Raw genomic sequence first — 19,433 nt, forward strand, 5'->3', positions numbered from 1 at the left:
CATTCTCGGACTTCTTTTTGGTTAGTCCATATAATCGATCACCAAATTAGCCATCGCTCTTACTCCAAGTTTTAGCCCGCTTTCATCAATGTAAAAATCAGGTGTGTGATGACCTGAGGCTTCGCGATCAGGAGCTTTTCCTCCAACAAAGAAATATAAACCCGGAATTTCATTTTGGAAGAAAGAGAAGTCTTCCGCTCCGGTAATGGCATTGATCAGTTTTACATTTTCCTTTCCGGCAGTTTCCTCCAGTGTAGATAACATTTGAGCGGTTAGCTCAGGATCGTTATATGTGATCGGGTAGCCTTTGTTGATAGTCAACTCAGCAACTGCGCCATTACTTTCGGCAGTATTTTGAACGACTGTCTCCAATCTTTTAAAGATCAGTTGCCTCATTTCTTCATCTAAAGCTCTGATGGTTCCCTGCATAGTCACTTCTTCAGGGATAATGTTATTTCTTACTCCTCCATTAATTACGCCAACCGTAACTACAGCTGCTTGTCGGGTTAGTGGCATACTTCTGCTAACAATAGTCTGGATATTATTGATGATCTGTGCAGAAGTTACAATTGGATCGATTCCACCCCAGGGAGCAGAGCCGTGAGCTTGCTTCCCGGTAACTTTAATATCAAAACTGTTTACACTTGCCATTATTCCTTTTGGTCGGTATTCAATTTCACCAACCGGCGTATCATCAGAAATATGCAGTCCGAAAATAGCGTCTACATCAGGATTCTTAAGAACGCCTTCTTTAACCATTAATTCAGCACCGCCTTCTTCTCCTTTTGGAGCGCCTTCTTCAGCCGGCTGGAAAATAAACTTCACTGTGCCTTTCAAATCACCTTTCATCTCGGTTAAGATCTGAGCAACTCCCATAAGGATGGCAATGTGGGTGTCGTGTCCACAAGCGTGCATTACTCCAACTTCATTTCCCTGATATTCTCCCATTACCGTTGATTTAAAAGGAACATCTGTACGTTCGATCACAGGAAGAGCATCAATATCGGCCCGGAGTGCAACAACAGGACCCGGTTTTCCTCCTTTTAATATGCCGACCACTCCTGTATGGGCGATTTCGGTTTGGACTTCCAGTCCAAGGCTTTCCAAATGCTCCGCAATTTTTTTAGCGGTATTGAATTCGCGATTAGACAGTTCAGGATTTTCATGAAAATATCTGCGCCATTCGATCACCTGTTCTTCAAGTTCATCCGCGCGTTGATCTATCATCTCTTTGAGATCAGATGATTGTGCGGTAAGGGATAAAGCGATCAGAGAAAGAGTAAGAAGCGAAAGAAGTTTTTTCATGATTTTCAGAGAGATTAAATTAGATGAAAAATGTAGATGAAAAGAATAAGGTAATCAATTGATTGTTTTACGGTGAATATCTAAAGTCATTGATAAATACAGAATCTTCAGGAAATGATAATGGTACGATATTTTTAAAAGAGGTAGAATTTTTTAACTCATCGATATCGAGCCAAGGTATATTGAAAGCGCCACTGTAAAGTTCAACAAAAACTGTATCACCAACTTCTATTCGGTGGAAGAAGTTTTTTGTAACAGTCACTGTTACTTCCTTTTCATCAATGTCATGCATACTCCAATCAGGTTCTACAACAAGCCTGTAATTGTTGTTATCAGAAGGAGTTATTTTTTTTGCAACAGGGGATTCATAAACAGACGATGATGAACTATCCAGTAAATAATTTAGCATTAGAATAGATGTGAATATATAAAGTGAAATAAACACAAAACTCAAAAGCGAATTAAGCAAAGAAGAGAAGTTTTTAATTTTTAATTCTTCAGAACGAATAAAAATTAAACCAAAGAGTAAGGCTGAGAATATAAGAGTTGGAGTCCAGACATTGTCAAGAGACAGAACTTCAAAATCAAAAAGTATTCTTAGACCTAATCCCCCAGAGGGTAAAAACAGAGCGCTCATTATATTTGGATATTCACTTTCTTTATTTGAGTCCAGTTTAACAAGACCTTTAAAGTGATAGAAGATCCATAAAGCAATTAATGGTATCACAATATTAACCAGCACCGCTAAATCATATGGATTAGGTATAATAATAAGCCAAAAAAAAGAAATTAAACTAACGCCATTGAATACCTTCATAGTTCTTTGAGCACTCTCTAGTTTTAGCTCTCGTTCTATTTTATTCCCGCCAAAACTTTCATTGGAGAGTATCTCCGAGATTTCCTCTTGATGATTTAGAGAATTAAGATTGTCAAATCTCTGATACAAAAACTCAATAAACTCATACTTGTCTTCTATAGACGAACTTATGCGAATTTTTTTAATTGAGGGAGGTCTTGAAATGATACGAATGTAATGTTCATCAATTTTAAAACCATCTATTTCATCGAGGTTTATAGTTTTTTGGGTGAAAGCCAACGTATGACGAAGGGCCCCGTTTTCTACATTTACTTTCTCTTTTCTAATTCTGATAATTGAATAGAAAGAAAATGCTGCCAGTGATAAACTAACTGTAACTGCGATGAGGCTGTTGACACCGCTACTTACTTTTGTAAGAGCTTGGTAGGTCATCAAAATAGTAAGAATAAAAAATGAAGACATTACCACATAAACAAAAACACGCCACGACTTTTTTATCCTAAATTCCATGAGCGTATAATAAAAAACCCCAACAGTCATACCAACTGTCGGGGCTAATTTTATCGTCCTCTTTTTTTGCGACGCCTTTTTTTCCAGGGAGCATCGACCTGCCAGTCGCCCGCCATGATACAACCATATGGCATGATCTCGTCCACAACTTCGCCAAGTCCAAATGTCTTCATTTGTCGTTGAACGGCTTCTGCATTTTTATAAGCGCTTGGGAGTTCAGAAATATCGATATGTCCGGAAAAGAATCGTACATCCAATCCTTTTGTTTCTTCCAGAAATATTTCCTGCATTTCTTTCCCAACTTTGCTTTTAATATGCTGAGTTCGGCTGACATTTCTGCCTGCGCCATGCGGAGCAAACCCAAGGTTGTTTTCAGAAGCTTCTCCTTTCACGATCAGTACAGGCTCACTCATGTTTAACGGAACGAGTCTTAAACCTTCATGAGAATCAGGAACGAATTTATCCGAAAGTGGTGTAGCTCCTTTTGCGTGATAAAAGAGGTCATCATCTTTAAATACAAAGTTATGTTCATTCCAAAAACGGAGTGTAGGTTCTGTATTCAAGGATTCTGTAGTAGCCTGATGCAAAACAGTATGATTCAGCTTGGTCCACTCTCTCACAATCTGAAGAGCTTCCCAATATGATTTCCCTTCTTCTTCTGAATATGGAATCCATGCGTTACCCTTTAAAGTGTCCGGAGAAAGTTCCTTTCTGAAATTTTCAGCAACCTTCATTCCTTTTCGGTAAAGGTTTGCACCAAAACCTCGGCTTCCATGATGAGTAACCATGATCGTTTCTCCGGTTGCTTTCGAAACGCCGATATACAAAAAGTGATTTCCATCGCCTTGTGTTCCAAGGTGTGTTTTAGCCAATTGAAGAGATCTTTTATTATTCAGGAAATAGTTTTCCATGATTTGTTCTTCCAATTCAACCGGAAAATCAAATAGATCATCTCTTCCACCACCACCGAAATGAGTAATGCTATGAGCGGCATCTAAAACTGATCTTGGATCAACTTTTCCGAATGAAGTCATCATTACAGAACAACAAACATCAGCTGAATGCATAGCAGGGTGAATTGCATTTTTTGTAACGGCAACTCCGCCCACAGGAATTTGTCCGATTCCTCCCGTAGGGCAGGCATCCGGCATGACAGCTCCATCAACGATCGTGGGAGTTTTCATCAGTTCGTCCATGGTTTCAAAAACCCGTTCCACATTCGATTCTTCAAGCTCAGATTCCGCTTCGATATTTTTTTTGTAGGAAACCGGCTTTTCAAAAGGCTCTATTAGAGGCGGTGGACAAACCGAGTCTAAATACTCAACAAGTGCATCTCCTTCCAGTTTATTTTCATTAGCATGAGGAATGGCGTCTTTAAGCCATTCTCCGGGTCTGTACCCTAATTCGATAATTGTTTTTCCTGTAATCATAATATTTTAATGTAATGAAGGGAGAGCCGTATTGCTCTCCCTTTTGTTGCTGTTTTAATGATGGATATCCAATCACTAATTCCATAATAAAACATGACTGCGCAATCTTTTTGCGTAGTTGAAAATTAAAACCAAAGGCGACATCCGAATAAAGCTTTTCAGAAGTATCTTTATTCAACAACACTTTGGATATATTGAAAAGAAAAGGGCGACAATCAAATCAGCCTAACCGGATTCGAACCGGACTTACCCGTTTCCGGGATTTCAAGCCATCGAAGTATGCTGACTCTACGACACCTTTTCTTTTAAAAAATCAATAAGGGCTACAAGCGATAGGAATGTATTTTCCGCCATTCAGTTAAAAATAACTGAAGCAGGACTTGAACCTGCACCTCTCAATTAAGAGAGAATCGGTTTATAAACCGATTGCGTCTGCCGAAGTATTTCCAGTCTACAGCACCTTATTTTTATTCAATAAATAAAGATCGAGGTAACAGGCGATGAGCCACATAACATGCTCTACCAACTGAGCTACTCTGAATTTCTTCAGAGGCTGGGTTCGAACCAGCGACCATGCGCGGAATAGGCGAAGTAAGACTCATCTACAACACTCAATCAAATCAATAAAAACCTTTTTGGAGCGACATTCGGGTTAAGAGCAGGGCATTGCTTGCCGGGAGTTGAACCCGGTATAACTCTTTGGTTATATCCTCCCCATTGTTTGGCGCGAAGTATCTTAACTCTACAACATCCAAAAAGAACTCCGAATTTAATCGGAGTTTAATTTTATGCTCTTTATTTGGGAAAGCGTGCTTTCGCCATTTTCAAGAGCGGTCAATACGTCAAATATTTTGTCCGACCAGCCGGCAATAAGAAAAACATCATTCTGCTCAACTTTCAGAGGGGTATTTCCATATCCTGCAAGGTCAAATAAATAAAGCTTCGCACTAGGTGCAATGGTGGCTTTATACTCTTTCCATAATTTTTGGATCGAGTTTTGGTCTCCTGTGCTATCCCACATCTGACAGTCAGTAAACATCATTACCTTATCAACTACTTTTTCTTTTTTGATAAGTGATGAGATCACTTTAAATCCGTTTGTGGAGTAACCTACACTTCCTTCAATGCTATTAAGCAATTGTGTATTGGCCAGAATTTGTTTTGATGGCAATGAGTACGGTTTCCATTTGCTACCAAATATTCCGGTAATGACATTCTTACTTTTACTGTTCATTAACATTCCAAGTAGTAACCCGATATCATAACAACGGATTTTACTCTTTGGTGATAACTGACAATACATAGAACTTGATACATCGCACGCAATAAGTACTTTGGTATACAATCCAAATCCTTTCAGATTAGAAATTGAATAACTAACGGCTTCTTCAAGGCAGTCCAAAAAATAGGAAGTGAATTCGTTTTCCACTTTTTGAATTTCTCTGTATGCAGATAGAAAACGAAAAGGCAATTGTCTGGATCGCGCAACTTCACTTTCGTTTCGTATTCTGTTTCCGGCAATTTCAATGTATTCAGCACGCACTCCGGCTTCCAGAATGTTTCTGATATTTCGAAGTAGTGCCATATATCCAAGCCTGTTGCTCGCGATTAGTTCTTCCCACTTGTTGCGGAATGCGTCAGCTTTCTCTTGAGGAGTAGAATAGTCTACCTGCCCAGTTTGAGATAACTCGACTTCCCATGTGTATGGTGTTTCTAATTGTTCTTCCGCAATTTTGTCAAAAATTACTTGTTGAGAATCACTTTCAGCTTTCGGACGAACCAAAAACAATGCATCTTTTAAGGAGATCTCGGTTTGGCGATCATACTTTGCGAATTGATATTCATCAAAACGATTAAAAGAATTTCCTAAACCTTTCTGAATTTGTTTAGAAAGCTTGTTTAGCTTTTTATAGCCGGTTCTTTTATTAGCATAAGCATAACAAGCCAGTAATTCAGTGATTTCGTCTGCTCTTTGGATTACGGATGTAACAGTATTACTAACCAGACTGTCTCCTTGATGTATTTTTGCCAACTCGGTTATCAATACAAGCGGAATAGATCTAAGATTCATTTTGGTCCTTGCGTATACTGCAAGTTTAGCAACAAATTCAGGATTTGTTTGGCAAATCAAAGTTCTGATTCTTGAGATTCTCTCTTCCTCAGAAGTGTAAAATTTGTTTCCAAGTCCTGCAGTTACAACTGCGCTGTATAATTCCATCTCTGGTGAAAGTTTGATAGCTTTTGCACCTTCGAAATTAATAACTTGTTTTTTCTTTCTTGTTAGTATGTTGAATTTCATAATTCTGAGGAGTTTGTTTCCTTGTTCGAAAGAATGATAAAGGCGAAGTACGCAATCTTTTTGCGTAGTTAAAAATATTTTCTACTTTCTTTAAAAAAATTGGAATGCCTGCAAATAGAAATGCTTTAATTCGCTATAAAACCATTGACAAATGTTTGAGAAACAGGCAACGACTCTGGACACTTGACGATCTTATCCATGAATGCTCAGAAGTGCTTTATGAATATGAAGGCATTGATAAAGGCGTAAGTAAACGAACGGTTCAAAGTGATATTCAGATCATGAGATCGGATAAGTTAGGATATAATGCTCCTATAGAAGTGAAGGAAAGAAAATATTACACTTATACAGATGCAGAGTATTCTATCACCAATATCCCACTAACTGATCAGGATATGGGAACTTTGAACGAGGTTGTTGAAGTCTTGAAGCAATTCAAGGGTTTTTCACATTTTGATGACATGGACGATATGATCAAGCGTCTTGAAGATAAAGTCTATACTACCAAAACAAACTCACGTTCGATCATAGATTTCGAAAAGAACGAAGGTTTAAAGGGCTTACACTTTTTGGATGACTTGTATCAGGCAGTACATAAAGAGCAGGTGCTTTTAATTACTTACCAATCTTTCAGAGCCAGGCAGCCCGGTGATTTTGAGTTTCATCCGCAGTTTTTGAAAGAATACAATAACCGTTGGTTTGTAATCGGAATTAAGAAAGAAGAATCTCATCCGATTAATCTTGCTTTAGATCGGATTATAGAAATTAAAAAGGCAGAAAAATCAGAATATATTCAAACAGACCTGAATGCAAAAGAGTATTACAAAAATGTAGTTGGCGTGACGGTCAGTCCGAATATGAAACCGAGAACAGTAAGACTTTTTGTTGGATACAATCATGCTCCTTACGTTTTAACTAAACCAATACACCCCTCTCAGCAGTTGGTAGAAAAAGTAAAAGGCGGGATAATTATTACACTGGAAGTTCAGCTTAATTTCGAGTTGGAAAGTAAAATTCTGGGATTTGGAGACTCTGTTAAAGTATTAGCACCACAAGCTTTGGTAACCAGAATAGATAAGAAACTGAGAGTGGCTGTTGCGCATTATGATGATCCGGACTTTCCAGAAAAGAGGTGATAAAACATATACTCAAATTTCTTAATACTTGAATTTTAAACAACAAAACAGGGAACAATCTATACTAATGAGTGGATGTCCTGAGCTTCAAATATGTGTTTACTCTGTTTAGAATTCAACCCTTCTATCATCGCTTTTGCAACGGTTTCGGCTTTTATAGGGTGATATTTTTTAAGCCTAGGTATTTTGCAAACTACTTTAGCTATTGCTATTCCGATGCGTTCTCCCAATCGAAATTCATCCCGGCTTCCATCCAGAAAAGAAGGCCTTAGAATTAATGTGTTATCAAAAGGCAGCTCTTGGACGGCTTCATCCAATTCTCCTTTAATGCGAGGGTAAAAGGATCCGGAATCAGGGCTGGCTCCCAAAGAAGAAACCAAAGCATAGCTGGAGACTCCATTTTCAGAAGCGATTTTAGCGAAATTATATTGATAGGTGTAATCAATCTTATATTGAGCGTCTTTACTCCCGGCTTTTTTAAGAGTTGTTCCCAATGTTGAAAATAAATGATCTCCGGTAACAAGTGGCTTCCAAGATTCCTGATCATCAAAATCGATGATACGTTCAGTTAGTTTTGGGTGAGAAGTTCCGGTACTACGACGATGTAATACTTTTACGGACTCATATCTCTCATCCGATAATAAAAGTTGAAGAACATGTGACCCAACCAGTCCCGTAGCGCCAATTAGAATAGCTTTTTTCTCCATTATTTTACTTTTTGTAGTGGATTTATAATTTCAATTAGTAACAAATTAATAACAAGTGGCTCTTATTATTGTAAGCCCAAGGCTATAATAATTGATTATCTTTAATGATTGACCATAAATGACGATAATTAAAACGGAGAGACATTTTTATATTAAGTTTTCTTTATAAAAATTAGATATTGTATATAAAACATCTAATAAGAACCAGGCTTCGTATAATGTTATCCACAATCTAATATAGTTATGAACGATTATTCTGATGTACTATACTTAACAGCTGCAATGGTTATTTACTCTTTTTTAACCATTAATACTTCAAGAAGTTTTTTAAGCACTTCGGAAACAGTGATCCGTTCTGATGTTGAATACAGAACTATAATAAGGGCACAGGATGTAATTGAACAGGTTAAGCTGGTTCAAAGAGCAGATGAAAACATGCTCAATCCCAACCATATTGATTATATGTTCGCCGGTTATCCAGTCACAGATCGTGAGACTTATGGTTACAATGATGAGTATACCGATACTTTCATAATTGATGCCAGTTCAGAATATATTGATGAAGGTGATCCTCTTGTAAGAAGATACAAGATAACGGTAAATGTTATTAATGAAGAAGTAGATCCGAGTACGGAGGTAGACTTAATTTTTATTAAGTCTTTTGAACGATGAATTTAGGATTAGCTACTACATATATCATCGGGGGCTTAATGTTGCTATCAATTTTAGCATACAATTACTCTTTGTTTAATTCTACCGTTGAAACAACTTCAAGTGTTATTACACAAAGTAAGCTTGATAACATCGTATCTATACTTCAAAATGACTTGAACAGAATTGGATATGATCGTGGGATTTCAGATGCTTTTGTAATGGCTGAAGACAGCGCGTTTATTTTTAGAGGAAATATTTTTGACAACGATGGCTCAGATGATTTTGATTTAGTTGAATGGGCTGTTACTTCGGAATTAGATACAGCTACTACAAACCCAAATGATATAGTTTTAATCCGAAAATGGAATCAGACTCCAAGTATCCCGGCAAATGAAATCGAATTCCGGTATTCAGTTCGTGACTTTGAAGTCAACTATTATGATATAGATGGTAATGTGCCCGCACAACTCGATGACATAGTACAGGTGGAAGTTGAAGTATTGGTAGAATCAAATGAACCTTACCTGACTAAAAAAGATGGAACGGAATTGTATTACAGATCCTATTGGAAGCGTAGAATTGTAGCAAATAATTTAATTTATTAGGAGGAACTATGGGACGATCAATGCTTTTACTGGTAAGTGGTTTGGTAGTACTATCAGGAATAATACAGTTTTCAAATAGTCAGCGTGCAAGCTTGCTCCCCGAACGGTCTGCAGAAGTTATAAGTGAAGTTCAGGCAAGAAATTCTACAAACAGTCTTATTCAAACAGCGATTGAGAAAATAAGAAGCGATAATACTTGGGAAGGCACACTTTACGGAGGGGATTTGCTTCCGGGCAGCGCTACTTTAAAAACTTATGATATTGAAAATATCGACGAGCTTGATGCAGTTGACTCTCTGTACTCAGTAGGAGAAGGTGGCTGGGATACATTTAAAGTTCTTTTATTTAGCGAAGCTACCTATGGTGATAGTAAAGTAATTACAGAAGTATTAATGAGACGGGACTCGTTTTCTAAATATTCCTACTTCTCAGATAAAGAAAAAACCAGTTCTGGTAATAATATATATTTTTATTCATCAGATGAAATTAGTGGGCCTATACATACAAATGGAACGTTCAAGATGTCAGGTTCACCAACCTTTTATGGTCATGTTTCAAGCCCTAATGAATGGAGAGGCAGGGATGGCACGATCTTAGGCGATGCTACCCCGGATTTTCAAGGAACCACAGATTTTAATGCACAAACCAGAGAGTTACCATCCGGAGCAAAAGTAGCTGCTTTAAAAAGTGCTGCTACAAGCGATGGTGTTACCTTTAATAGATTATCGTATATGATTATGCAATCTGATGGAAGTATTGAAGTGAGTGAATATGATAGCGGTTCAAGAAATTGGACAGCCTTTGTCAATTATCCGAAAGAAACACATAACGGAATAATTTCATCTAGCGAAAAAATTTACTTGGAAGGCACTGTTTCAGGGCAAATAACTATACATTCGGAGGATGAAGTAGAGATTTATGATGACATAGTATATAATGTTGATCCGAGAGTAGATGACACATCCACAGACTTGTTAGGAGTTGTAAGTGAAGGAGACATCTTAATAGATCAAAGTGCTCATTCAAGAACAGGATCTAAAGACCTTAGGCTTCATGGTTCATTTATGGCTTTGGGAAGTTCTTTCAGGGTGGAAAATTATGTTGCAGGATCTCACAGAGGCAACATTGACTTGCTTGGAGGAATTATTCAGGAAACAAGAGGCCCCGTAGGAACTTTCGGTAGTTATGGTGTAACCGGATATTCCAAGAAATATGAATATGATGAAAGGTTAGGAAATTCAATTCCTCCTCATTTTCCTAGAGAAAGTGTTTTTACTGTGGTTTCATGGAAGGAGAGGGTAGTTTCAAATACCAGTGGATATTGAAATAAAACTGAACAAAGACTTTAAAAAACAAATACTAATAAAAACAAAAGTACTATGAAAAAAGTAATACTTATGATGGCGTTCACTATAAGTTTAACAGCTTTTAGCCAAGCGCAAACATCAGTAACATTTAATGTAGATATGAAATATGCTCTGGATAACGGGCTATTTAATACTTTAACAAATAAGATCTATTTGAAAGGCGATATCTCTCCATTAGGCGAGAACTCAGCTCAGTATTTAGAACTTACAGACACTGCACCGATTGATAGTGTATATTCAGTGGCAGTGGTGTTTCCCGCAGTTAATACTAATGATCTGCTTAAATATAATTTTGTGATAAAGAGGCTTCTTTCTACAGAGCATGAAGAAAGAACCAGAGAGCTAACACTAAGCGGACAGCCAGAAGTTCTACCGGAAATAAAGTTTAATTCTTTTGACTGGTAAGAAAATTTAGTGACGGTATTTAAAATGTAAAAAGCATTTCTATTAACTTAGAAATGCTTTTTTATTTGAGTGAGAAATTGATTGTGATTTTATTCCAGAGATTTTAAAACCCTTTTGACGATTCCGTCCATAGCTGATCCATTGATCCAACGAGCAACAATAACCAAATTATTTTCCTGATCCACGTACACCATATTTGCTCCCGAGCCCAGATGAAAGAAAGCAGACTCCGGAGCGCTGGGTAAACGTTTTTTGTCGGTGTTTAAAAACCAGTTCATGAATCCATAATCGGATTGAGCTTCTGTAGGAGTTTGAGCCATCTTATTCCATTCTTCAGAGACTAATTGCTCACCATTCCAGTTTCCATTGTGTAAAGTTAACAGGCCAAATCTGGCTTGATCCCGGGCAGAAATAAACATCCCGCCACCCCAATGTCCACCGCCACTCACTGATTGCATTTGCTGCCCGTCGATGACAACCCACGAGTTTTCGTAACCCTGCCAGCGCCATGTTGGTGAAGCACCAATTTTATCCATAATAATTTCTCTGAGAACTTTGGGTAATGGCTCTCTTAAAACATTCATAGCAGCTAAAGCCAATACATTTACACGGACATCATTATATTCATATGCACTTCCCGGTTCTTTTCTTTCTCTGTTTCCCCATTCAGATCGTTCTCTGCTTGGCCGATCTGCCCAGTCAGGTTTTCCCCACAAAGTTCCTTCCCAATCGCTTGTTTGTCGTAGCAGATGATTCCAGGTTATCTTTGAATTATGGTCTCCTTTAAAAGGTTCCATTATTTTTGGTGAACCGTAATGATCAGCTTTATTTCTGTTATCATCCCACTGCATTTCCAGGATCGGTGCCATGTATGGATCTACTTTATCGTTCACATCCCGAATCAATCCTTTATCATAAGCCAGACCAACTGTATATGATAAAAAGCTTTTGGTAACGCTGTGAGTCATATCTACTCTGAACGGTTCTCCCCATTCAGCAACTATATATCCATCTTTTATAATGATTCCGGTTTGAGGTCCACGATCCTTGAATGGGCCGATTCCATAACCGAAAGGCTCACGACCAAAAGTGCCATAATGATTTTCTTCCATGCTACGAAGGTTTGTAGATTCCATTCTTTGTGCATATTGAACAGCGGAATCAATTTGAGCAGGATCTAATCCAAGCTGAGAAGGGTTCTTTTTTTCCCAATCACCCCATTTGCCTGGAAAATAGGATTGAGCAGAAACGGAGCTTGTTAAAAACAGAACAACCAGGAAAAGAAAGGAATGCTTATTCATATCAATATATTGCGTTAGTTATTGATTGAAAATAGCTGAAGAAACCACAACTGTACAATTTAAAACAATCTTTTACTTGTTCATGAGCTTGGATCGGATGCAATCTGACTTATGCCTGTATAAGTCACCACATCATCCAATGTGATTTTTTCGTCGTCTTTTCCCATCACATATTCGATATCAATTGAGTATGAAACCAGATCCAGTTCCTCAAGAAGCTCATCGTAATCATTTATATGGGCAGGATCTTGTTCCAGCTTGTCAACTAACACAGGCCATCTGTTTTGGAGTATAACCCATCGAAAAAGTTTTAATGGATCAACTTTATTTTGCTCGATCAGCACAAGGTTTCGATATACGGTGTATTGGTTTGCCAACCGTTTAACTGCACGAGGATTATTTCCCAAAAGTTTATGATGCTCCATCAGCAAATGCTCAATGTCTTCAGTTGTTTCATTAACAGTTTCCAGCATAATGTTTTGGGCATCTTCAATAGTGGTGTTGTATTGTTCAGCAAGCTCTTCAAGATTAGCTTCTCCGGAAAGCACGGCTTCCTGCCCTGTTTCTTGGAGTTGTCTTTTTAACCCTTCTGTATTTCCTGTCCCAGACAATTGGTTATAACTTTCCTGATTGAGAATATGGCCCCAGTAACGGCTTATTTGTTCTCCGGACGGATTGGGAAGCCGTATGGAGAGTTGAAAATTTTTCTCAATGAATGAGTAACCAAGTTTGGTTCCTTTTTTTACTGTATCTATATATTCCGAATATACGTTTTCAAAACTTTTAGCTATCCAATGTTTATCTGCAGCAACCAGATAGAACACTTTTTGCTCATTAAACATAGTTTGAATTCCTTCAAGCAATGAAACTACAAATTTCCCGTCACAGCGATCTAAATCGTCAATAAAGACCGCTATGTGATAATTGCCTTTTCCTTTTGTGTGTTTAGTTTGCAGATCCTTTACTAGCTCTTCAAAATGCTGCTTGATATGTGCTGAAGGATTTTCGGTTCTTAGCATAAAGAGCCTTGCATTTTCAGGAGTGTCCATTACAAAAAACTTACTCCAGGACTGCCCAATAGCCCATAAAGAAGCAAAAATAGTAGATACAGAAACGACAATTTTAGTCGTTTCTGGTAGATTAAGAAAAGAAATACCGAGAAGATTGCTTGCGCTTAAAATCAGAAAGATTATGAAAGCAAAAACTGAAAGAGTAAGCAAAGTACCGCTATTTAACCTTCTTATATGTTCGTTCAATTTGACTCTAAACCGGAATCTCTTTCCTGATTTATTAGCAATCTGTTCTCTTCCCTGCCTGTAAACGGCATCCAGAAAAGTCCACCAAGGCGGGTCTACATCCTGATTTTTCCACGCATTATAATGGATAACGATCCAGCGATCGTTACCGGCTTCCTGTAAGCCGTTTTCCAAAAACTTCATGAAAGAGGACTTTCCTTCGCCCCACCTTCCCTGAAGGTGCGTCATAAAAGCATGACACTTCTTATTCCCAAAAATGTCATCATTGATCAGCTTTGCTAAACTTTTGGCGATCGGTTTTCGTCCCAGTTTATCTTCCAGTGCGGGGTCATCGAGGTGGAAGTCTATTTTTTCGTTTTTTTTATTTGTAGAGATTCCATTATCAGATCTTGTAATAGTTTTCCATTCTTTACCAGTATCAAGGAGTAAACGATTTTCAGCACTTTTAGGATATGGAATGGTAAAAGATAGCGGACTTGAATTTGGAACACTTAATTCGGAAATAAATTGAAGCGGAGAAATTTTTATATGTTCAGTGGTTTTCCTTAATACAAAGTATAAAGACGTGTCAAAAACACTATTTATTTCAACCCCTTTAAACATGTGTCTTACTTCTTCTAATACTTTTCGATCAATAGGTGTTGGGTTTTCTTTAGGGTGTATATCTTTAACTACAATAATCTTTCCTTGAGAAACTTGGTAGAAATCATAATCTGAAAAACTAAAATCAGGAGCTTTTCTATTTATATAATCTTCATTGAGATGGAGTTTCTCTAAAATTGCTGTACGAAAGCTTTCATATAATTCAACTTTCAAGTTTTCCGGATAATCGAAAATAAAAATAAGGTCTTCAGAATCAGGTAATAAATCTGGAATTAAATTAGCTGTTAACCCCTGTTTTCGGTAGGTACCCGCTACACTTTTCTTATAGAGATCTTCTATAGACTCACTTTGGTTTCTAGATTCAACACTTTGGCTCTTCTCTTCTCGGCTATCTTTTTTTGTTGCCATATCATAACCCGTTTTAATTCTATATAAAGAACAAAAGAATCAGGAAGAAAAAAAGAACTACTTGTTAATGGGGCTTATAATTGGATCTTCATTCCCTCAAAAGCCACATTAAATCCTAAGCTTTCGACTTCTTTTCTTTCAGGGGAATCCAATATCAAAGGATTTGTGTGATTGAAATGTATGAAATGAACCTTGGCTTTCTCCGAAGCGGGAAGGATTTTAAATAGCTCGATACTTTCTTCCACAAAAGGATGTGGAATTTCACTCATATCTCTTCCGGGCAACTCATCAGAATCATAGAAAGTAGCATCCAGAAAAGCATGATCCACTTTGGCGATCTCTTCAACAATGGATCTGTCCCAAATATCCCACTTATTGATATCAGGAATAAAAAGTACGGATTTGTTTTCCGCTTCAATCCTGTAACCAACTGTTTCGGAGTATTCATCCCGATGTGGGACAAGAAATGGAATTACCTTTATGTTTTCAGAAAGCTGAACAACAGAATCAGTAGTCATTTGCTGAAGTGCAATATTCTCGAAATCCACCAATTGCTTCCATGGTCCATTAGTTTGCAAGTAGCTTTTCATACGAGGCATTGTATAGACAGGAATTCCTGAAGCTCCCATAACTTCATGTCCCAGATGCATTAGTCCGGTATAATGACCGATATGAGCGTGCGTGAGAAATATTCCGGAAGGATGTTCATTTGTTCCGGCAGATTCCTGAACGGCATTTAACTGATCTTTCAAGTCCGGAGTGGCTTCAAACAGCCAGTATTTGCCTGAGATATGGTCAACTAGGCCGAGCGAAGTGGCATGGCGTCTTTCTTCTTTTCCATCCCAGTAAAGGCGGCAGTTTTCTTTTTGGCAACCAGATTGAGGAAAGCCGGCGTCTTGGGCAATCCCCAGTACCACTAATTCAATTCCGGAAGATTGATCAGTAACAGGTTTATCGTTTGAGGAGCTGTTACCACATGAAATCAGGAACAAAAAGAAAAGGGGGATCAAATTTTTCATTCTGAAAGGAATGGAAATCAAAGGAATAAAAAAAGCCCCGTACTTTATATATGGGGCTTTTTCAGAAATTCAGATATTATTTAATCCGAAAGGAGATACCAAAAGTAAGGTTCACAGTAGAAATGGGTTGTTCAAATGTGCTTCCGTTAACATCAAATTCAGGATTCCCTGATATAATGTCAAAATTTGAAGTCAATGCAATGAAATCACTTAAATTATAACGCAGTCCGCTACCAATGGAAAACGCTCCACCAGAGCCTTCGAATTCTTGCGATCCATCATCAGGATCGAGTGTTGCAGATGATGTTCCTATCATAACCCTGAGGTCTAGTTCTGTTTTGCCATCTTCACTTGCAAACGAAAAAAGAGGACCCACCATAAATGATCCAAATCCCCAAATAGGTTCATCTCCATTATTTGCATCAATAGGATATGCTGAACCGGAAAGCATTGCTGTAATACCGATGTTTTTTGAAAACAAATACCCAAAGTTTACAAGATTAATAGCTACTCCATTTTCAGCAAAGCCGGCGTCATCATTATTTAAGTCACTGTCAGCAAAGTCTCCGGTTGGGAAAGCTGCACCAAGAGTTACAGATATGAATCCGTTTTTTGTTCGGGCCTCCTGAGCAAAAAGACCTGACGAGAGAGTTAAAAGTAGTAATAAAGAGAGTAAGTGTTTCATTATTGACGTTTTTAAATTTTTAAGTTGATGGTAAAGTAATAATTATCAGATATTAAAAAAGCCTCAAAGAAGAAAATCTGTGAGGCTTTAAATTTATTTACGACCGAGTGAAATTATTTGGTTCCGTAAAATCTTTCTTTTACGATGTGGTCGCCTTCCCACTTCTGCGTTGCTACCTGTTCGATCTGCATTCTGTCGCCGCCTTTAAAGGTGACATCCATTGTGCATTCAACTGCAGTAGTTGCATTTTCTTCGTTCGAGGTTATAGACTTGATCTCGAGACCATGGAAATCTTCAACGCTTGAAAAGAATTCGATTTCACGTTCTCTGTTCTTTTCTTTTCCGGAAACAACCTTACCATCTTCAAGTACCATATCGCAATCTGAATGGTAATATTGATCAAAAGCTTCCATCGCTTTTCCTTGTCCAAGTTGAGTGTAGATGTCGTTTATCTTCTCTAAATAGCTCATTTCTTAAATATATTAGTTTAATATTAAATAGTTCTGTATTGATGTAACTAGAGAGAAGGGAGTTTCGTTCAAAATTTTAATAAAGACATTTTATGAAGAGAAAAGGAAAAAAAAGAGGTTGTATGAAACTGATAAGAGGCTCAAATAAAGCCGCTCACTTATGATTCGAATCCGCTTTTTTATCGTGTTGTAAGAACTTTTTTGCCTGTCTGGAAAAATATAGAACCAGTAATCCAGGGATGGCCAGAATAGTAATGCTTAGAACTAAGCCTGCAGCGGAATCATATGTAAATCCAGTTGATAATATAACAGAGACAGCATTTAAAGCTCCTTTAATAAAAAGCATAAAAACAATGCCAAAAAGACTACTAATTACTAAAAATAATATACCTAAACCTTTCTTCAACTTCTTTCCAGCATCCGTTCTAAAGAAAGAAGTGCATTTTTAGTTACTTCCTGTGAAACACTGATCTGATTAACAACTTCACCTTGTTCCAGCTTTTCTAAGCTCCATAAAAGATGCGGAAGGTCAATTCTGTTCATAGTTAAACAAGGACACATAAACGGATTCAAAGAAACAATGGTTTTATCGAGATGCTCGTCTTTAAGTCGATTAACCAAATTCATTTCGGTTCCAATAGCCCATTTTGATCCGGGCTCGGCGTCGTTCAAAGTTTCGATGATAAAATTGGTTGAACCTGCAAGATCGGATGCCTGTACAACATCGTATGTACACTCGGGATGAACCAGGATCTTCATTTCCGGTTCTTGTTTTCGAAGATTTTCAACATGCTGAATATTGAATTTTTCATGTACGGAGCAATGTCCCTTCCATAAGATGACTTTTACATTTTCGAAATCACCTTCGTATTCGAAAGAATTTGTCAGTGGAGCATAAACGGCCATTTCTTCCAGTTTTACTCCAAGTTTAACGGCTGTATTTCTGCCCAGATGTTGGTCTGGCAAAAACAAAATTCGTTCTTTTTGGGTGAAAGCCCATTCCAGCATTTTATCGGCATTTCCGGAGGTAACGCAAGCGCCACCGTTCTTTCCTACAAAGCCTTTTATAGCGGCAGTGGAATTCACATAAGTCAATGGAAGAATAGTATCTCCCCAGATCCCCTGCATCTTTTTCCATCCACGCTCAGTCTGATCTATATCCGCCATATCAGCCATAGAGCAACCTGCTCTGAGATCCGGAAGAATTACTTTTTGATCAGGACGTGTAAGCATATCAGCAGTTTCTGCCATAAAATGAACGCCGCAAAATGCAATGTATTCGGCTTTGTCCATTGAGGCACAGATCTGAGCTAATTTCAGTGAGTCTCCACGTGCATCAGCAAATTGAATTACTTCATCTTTTTGGTAATGATGTCCCGGGATAAATAATCGTTCGCCGAACTTATTTTTTATCTCTTTAACACGGCTCTCCATTTCCTCAACAGAAAGTTCTGAGTAGCGTTTTGGAAGAGATACTTCCGATTCAACTTCTAAAATGTCTAGTACATCCATGGTTTAAAAATAACGCCACAAAATCTCTAAAACACGAAATGATTCGTGAATTTGTATTTTTTAGTGGCTGATCTTAAGTATTCAAATTAAAACTTATATCCAATGCTTTTACAGAATGCGTCAGCCAACCTAATGAAATTACATCAGCTCCGCAGCCTTTAAAACTGCTAATCGAATTGGGCGTAATTCCACCTGAAACTTCAACTAAAATTTCATCAGGGATCAGCTTTACCAATTCTTTGATCTCTTCCGGAGTCCTGTTATCAAGCATAATTACATCTGCCTTAGCTTCTACAGCTTCTAACACTTGCTCTTTAGATTCCGTTTCTACTTCGATCTTTACCATATGACCAATTTTAGAACGAACCAACTCAACAGCTTTTGTAATACTTCCCGCTGCTTTTATGTGATTGTCTTTGATCATAACTCCGTCATCCAACCTGAAACGGTGATTCTTACCGCCCCCACAAGTCACCGCATATTTTTGGAGCGCTCTGAGTCCGGGCAAAGTTTTTCTGGTATCAACAATTTCTATCGAAGAGTCATCCAATAATCGTATGACTTCAGCGGTAGACGTAGCAATTCCGGACAAATGCTGCATCAAATTAAGAATGACTCTCTCAGCAGAAAGTAAAACCTGTGTAGGTCCTTCTACTTCAGCAATTCTCTCTTTGATACCTACAGAATCTCCATCTTCTTTGAGAAGATTTACGCTTACATTCTCTCCCAAAAAATTATAAGCTATTTGTAAAACATCAAGCCCTGCTAAAGTGCCTTCCGCTTTTGAAACAAATGTTCCTTTAGAGTAATGATCAGCATCAAAAATGGATTTGGAAGTAAGATCTCCCATACCAATATCTTCGCGAAGAGCGCTTTCAATAATTTCTTTAAGATGAATAGAGATCATGGCTGTAAAGCCCTAAATTTTTGGGTATTTTATTAAG

Annotated in this window: 18 protein-coding genes; 5 read left to right on the top strand and 13 right to left on the bottom strand. The window is 37.8% G+C overall.

What is annotated here, in order from left to right:
• Positions 1–21: 21 nt before the first annotated feature.
• From A8B79_RS08480 to A8B79_RS08495, 4 genes are all read right to left on the bottom strand, one after another.
• Positions 22–1,305, bottom strand: a complete 1,284-nt coding sequence (locus A8B79_RS08480) for an amidohydrolase (RefSeq protein ID WP_066220934.1) — start codon at positions 1,303–1,305, stop codon at positions 22–24.
• Positions 1,306–1,372: 67 nt separating this feature from the next.
• Entirely contained in the window at positions 1,373–2,632 is a 1,260-nt protein-coding gene (locus A8B79_RS08485; RefSeq protein ID WP_153038401.1) for a hypothetical protein, read from the bottom strand.
• A 50-nt stretch (positions 2,633–2,682) separates the two neighbouring features.
• The gene (locus A8B79_RS08490) at positions 2,683–4,062 is read right to left on the bottom strand and encodes an RtcB family protein (RefSeq protein WP_066220943.1); all 1,380 of its coding nucleotides are present in this window, start codon (positions 4,060–4,062) and stop codon (positions 2,683–2,685) included.
• A gap of 769 nt (positions 4,063–4,831) precedes the next feature.
• Complete coding sequence (locus A8B79_RS08495) at positions 4,832–6,361, bottom strand: TROVE domain-containing protein (RefSeq protein WP_066220948.1); 1,530 nt, start codon at positions 6,359–6,361, stop codon at positions 4,832–4,834.
• Between the two features lie 104 nt (positions 6,362–6,465).
• Here A8B79_RS08495 and A8B79_RS08500 point away from each other — a divergent pair, with 104 nt between their 5' ends.
• Positions 6,466–7,497 (top strand): helix-turn-helix transcriptional regulator, encoded by a 1,032-nt coding sequence (locus A8B79_RS08500; protein ID WP_066220951.1) that lies wholly within the window; start codon positions 6,466–6,468, stop codon positions 7,495–7,497.
• A gap of 59 nt (positions 7,498–7,556) precedes the next feature.
• Here the strand turns inward: A8B79_RS08500 and A8B79_RS08505 are convergent, their stop codons facing one another.
• A complete protein-coding gene (locus tag A8B79_RS08505; RefSeq protein WP_066220953.1) occupies positions 7,557–8,204 on the bottom strand; it encodes an NAD(P)H-binding protein in 648 nt (215 codons plus the stop codon).
• Between the two features lie 243 nt (positions 8,205–8,447).
• On the opposite strand from A8B79_RS08505, the gene A8B79_RS08510 reads away from it, so the two are divergent.
• The 4 genes from A8B79_RS08510 to A8B79_RS08525 are packed head-to-tail and all read left to right on the top strand — an operon-like array spanning position 8,448 to position 11,235.
• Entirely contained in the window at positions 8,448–8,876 is a 429-nt protein-coding gene (locus A8B79_RS08510; protein ID WP_066220955.1) for a hypothetical protein, read from the top strand.
• The gene (locus A8B79_RS08515; protein WP_066220957.1) at positions 8,873–9,463 is read left to right on the top strand and encodes a hypothetical protein; all 591 of its coding nucleotides are present in this window, start codon (positions 8,873–8,875) and stop codon (positions 9,461–9,463) included. The genes A8B79_RS08510 and A8B79_RS08515 overlap by 4 nt, the downstream gene beginning before the upstream one ends.
• Before the next feature lie 8 nt (positions 9,464–9,471).
• Entirely contained in the window at positions 9,472–10,788 is a 1,317-nt protein-coding gene (locus A8B79_RS08520) for a DUF4900 domain-containing protein (RefSeq protein WP_066220964.1), read from the top strand.
• 54 nt (positions 10,789–10,842) lie between these two features.
• Positions 10,843–11,235, top strand: a complete 393-nt coding sequence (locus A8B79_RS08525; protein WP_066220967.1) for a hypothetical protein — start codon at positions 10,843–10,845, stop codon at positions 11,233–11,235.
• A gap of 89 nt (positions 11,236–11,324) precedes the next feature.
• On the opposite strand, the gene A8B79_RS08530 is transcribed toward A8B79_RS08525, so the two are convergent.
• The 8 genes from A8B79_RS08530 to nadC all read right to left on the bottom strand — a co-directional run bounded on the left by A8B79_RS08530 (position 11,325) and on the right by nadC (position 19,396).
• The gene (locus tag A8B79_RS08530; RefSeq protein ID WP_066220970.1) at positions 11,325–12,536 is read right to left on the bottom strand and encodes a serine hydrolase domain-containing protein; all 1,212 of its coding nucleotides are present in this window, start codon (positions 12,534–12,536) and stop codon (positions 11,325–11,327) included.
• An 80-nt stretch (positions 12,537–12,616) separates the two neighbouring features.
• Complete coding sequence (locus tag A8B79_RS08535; RefSeq protein WP_066220974.1) at positions 12,617–14,803, bottom strand: KAP family P-loop NTPase fold protein; 2,187 nt, start codon at positions 14,801–14,803, stop codon at positions 12,617–12,619.
• A gap of 74 nt (positions 14,804–14,877) precedes the next feature.
• Entirely contained in the window at positions 14,878–15,822 is a 945-nt protein-coding gene (locus tag A8B79_RS08540) for an MBL fold metallo-hydrolase (RefSeq protein WP_066220981.1), read from the bottom strand.
• Positions 15,823–15,898: 76 nt separating this feature from the next.
• On the bottom strand, positions 15,899–16,507 hold the full coding sequence (locus A8B79_RS08545) for an outer membrane beta-barrel protein (protein ID WP_066220982.1): 609 nt from the start codon (positions 16,505–16,507) through the stop codon (positions 15,899–15,901).
• 113 nt (positions 16,508–16,620) lie between these two features.
• On the bottom strand, positions 16,621–16,977 hold the full coding sequence (locus tag A8B79_RS08550; protein ID WP_066220985.1) for a SnoaL-like domain-containing protein: 357 nt from the start codon (positions 16,975–16,977) through the stop codon (positions 16,621–16,623).
• Positions 16,978–17,131: 154 nt separating this feature from the next.
• Positions 17,132–17,383, bottom strand: coding sequence for a hypothetical protein (locus A8B79_RS08555; protein WP_066220988.1), 252 nt, complete (start codon positions 17,381–17,383; stop codon positions 17,132–17,134).
• Complete coding sequence (gene nadA, locus A8B79_RS08560) at positions 17,380–18,489, bottom strand: quinolinate synthase NadA (RefSeq protein WP_066220991.1); 1,110 nt, start codon at positions 18,487–18,489, stop codon at positions 17,380–17,382. Before nadA ends, A8B79_RS08555 begins: the two co-directional genes overlap by 4 nt.
• A 73-nt stretch (positions 18,490–18,562) precedes the next feature.
• Positions 18,563–19,396 carry a carboxylating nicotinate-nucleotide diphosphorylase gene (gene nadC / locus A8B79_RS08565; RefSeq protein ID WP_066220994.1) on the bottom strand — a complete coding sequence of 278 codons (834 nt, stop codon included), beginning with the start codon at positions 19,394–19,396 and terminating at the stop codon, positions 18,563–18,565.
• Between the last annotated feature and the right edge of the window lie 37 nt (positions 19,397–19,433).

The sequence above is a fragment of the Balneola sp. EhC07 genome (assembly GCF_001650905.1).
In the GTDB taxonomy this organism is placed as follows: domain Bacteria; phylum Bacteroidota; class Rhodothermia; order Balneolales; family Balneolaceae; genus Balneola.

What these genes read in the sequence shown, in the direction of transcription:
- A8B79_RS08480 (WP_066220934.1), bottom strand. Translation starts at nt 1,305, where the DNA reads ATGAAAAAACTTCTTTCGCTTCTTACTCTTTCTCTGATCGCTTTATCC.
- A8B79_RS08485 (WP_153038401.1), bottom strand. Translation starts at nt 2,632, where the DNA reads ATGGAATTTAGGATAAAAAAGTCGTGGCGTGTTTTTGTTTATGTGGTA.
- A8B79_RS08490 (WP_066220943.1), bottom strand. Translation starts at nt 4,062, where the DNA reads ATGATTACAGGAAAAACAATTATCGAATTAGGGTACAGACCCGGAGAA.
- A8B79_RS08495 (WP_066220948.1), bottom strand. Translation starts at nt 6,361, where the DNA reads ATGAAATTCAACATACTAACAAGAAAGAAAAAACAAGTTATTAATTTC.
- A8B79_RS08500 (WP_066220951.1), top strand. Translation starts at nt 6,466, where the DNA reads ATGCCTGCAAATAGAAATGCTTTAATTCGCTATAAAACCATTGACAAA.
- A8B79_RS08505 (WP_066220953.1), bottom strand. Translation starts at nt 8,204, where the DNA reads ATGGAGAAAAAAGCTATTCTAATTGGCGCTACGGGACTGGTTGGGTCA.
- A8B79_RS08510 (WP_066220955.1), top strand. Translation starts at nt 8,448, where the DNA reads ATGAACGATTATTCTGATGTACTATACTTAACAGCTGCAATGGTTATT.
- A8B79_RS08515 (WP_066220957.1), top strand. Translation starts at nt 8,873, where the DNA reads ATGAATTTAGGATTAGCTACTACATATATCATCGGGGGCTTAATGTTG.
- A8B79_RS08520 (WP_066220964.1), top strand. Translation starts at nt 9,472, where the DNA reads ATGGGACGATCAATGCTTTTACTGGTAAGTGGTTTGGTAGTACTATCA.
- A8B79_RS08525 (WP_066220967.1), top strand. Translation starts at nt 10,843, where the DNA reads ATGAAAAAAGTAATACTTATGATGGCGTTCACTATAAGTTTAACAGCT.
- A8B79_RS08530 (WP_066220970.1), bottom strand. Translation starts at nt 12,536, where the DNA reads ATGAATAAGCATTCCTTTCTTTTCCTGGTTGTTCTGTTTTTAACAAGC.
- A8B79_RS08535 (WP_066220974.1), bottom strand. Translation starts at nt 14,803, where the DNA reads ATGGCAACAAAAAAAGATAGCCGAGAAGAGAAGAGCCAAAGTGTTGAA.
- A8B79_RS08540 (WP_066220981.1), bottom strand. Translation starts at nt 15,822, where the DNA reads ATGAAAAATTTGATCCCCCTTTTCTTTTTGTTCCTGATTTCATGTGGT.
- A8B79_RS08545 (WP_066220982.1), bottom strand. Translation starts at nt 16,507, where the DNA reads ATGAAACACTTACTCTCTTTATTACTACTTTTAACTCTCTCGTCAGGT.
- A8B79_RS08550 (WP_066220985.1), bottom strand. Translation starts at nt 16,977, where the DNA reads ATGAGCTATTTAGAGAAGATAAACGACATCTACACTCAACTTGGACAA.
- nadA (WP_066220991.1), bottom strand. Translation starts at nt 18,489, where the DNA reads ATGGATGTACTAGACATTTTAGAAGTTGAATCGGAAGTATCTCTTCCA.
- nadC (WP_066220994.1), bottom strand. Translation starts at nt 19,396, where the DNA reads ATGATCTCTATTCATCTTAAAGAAATTATTGAAAGCGCTCTTCGCGAA.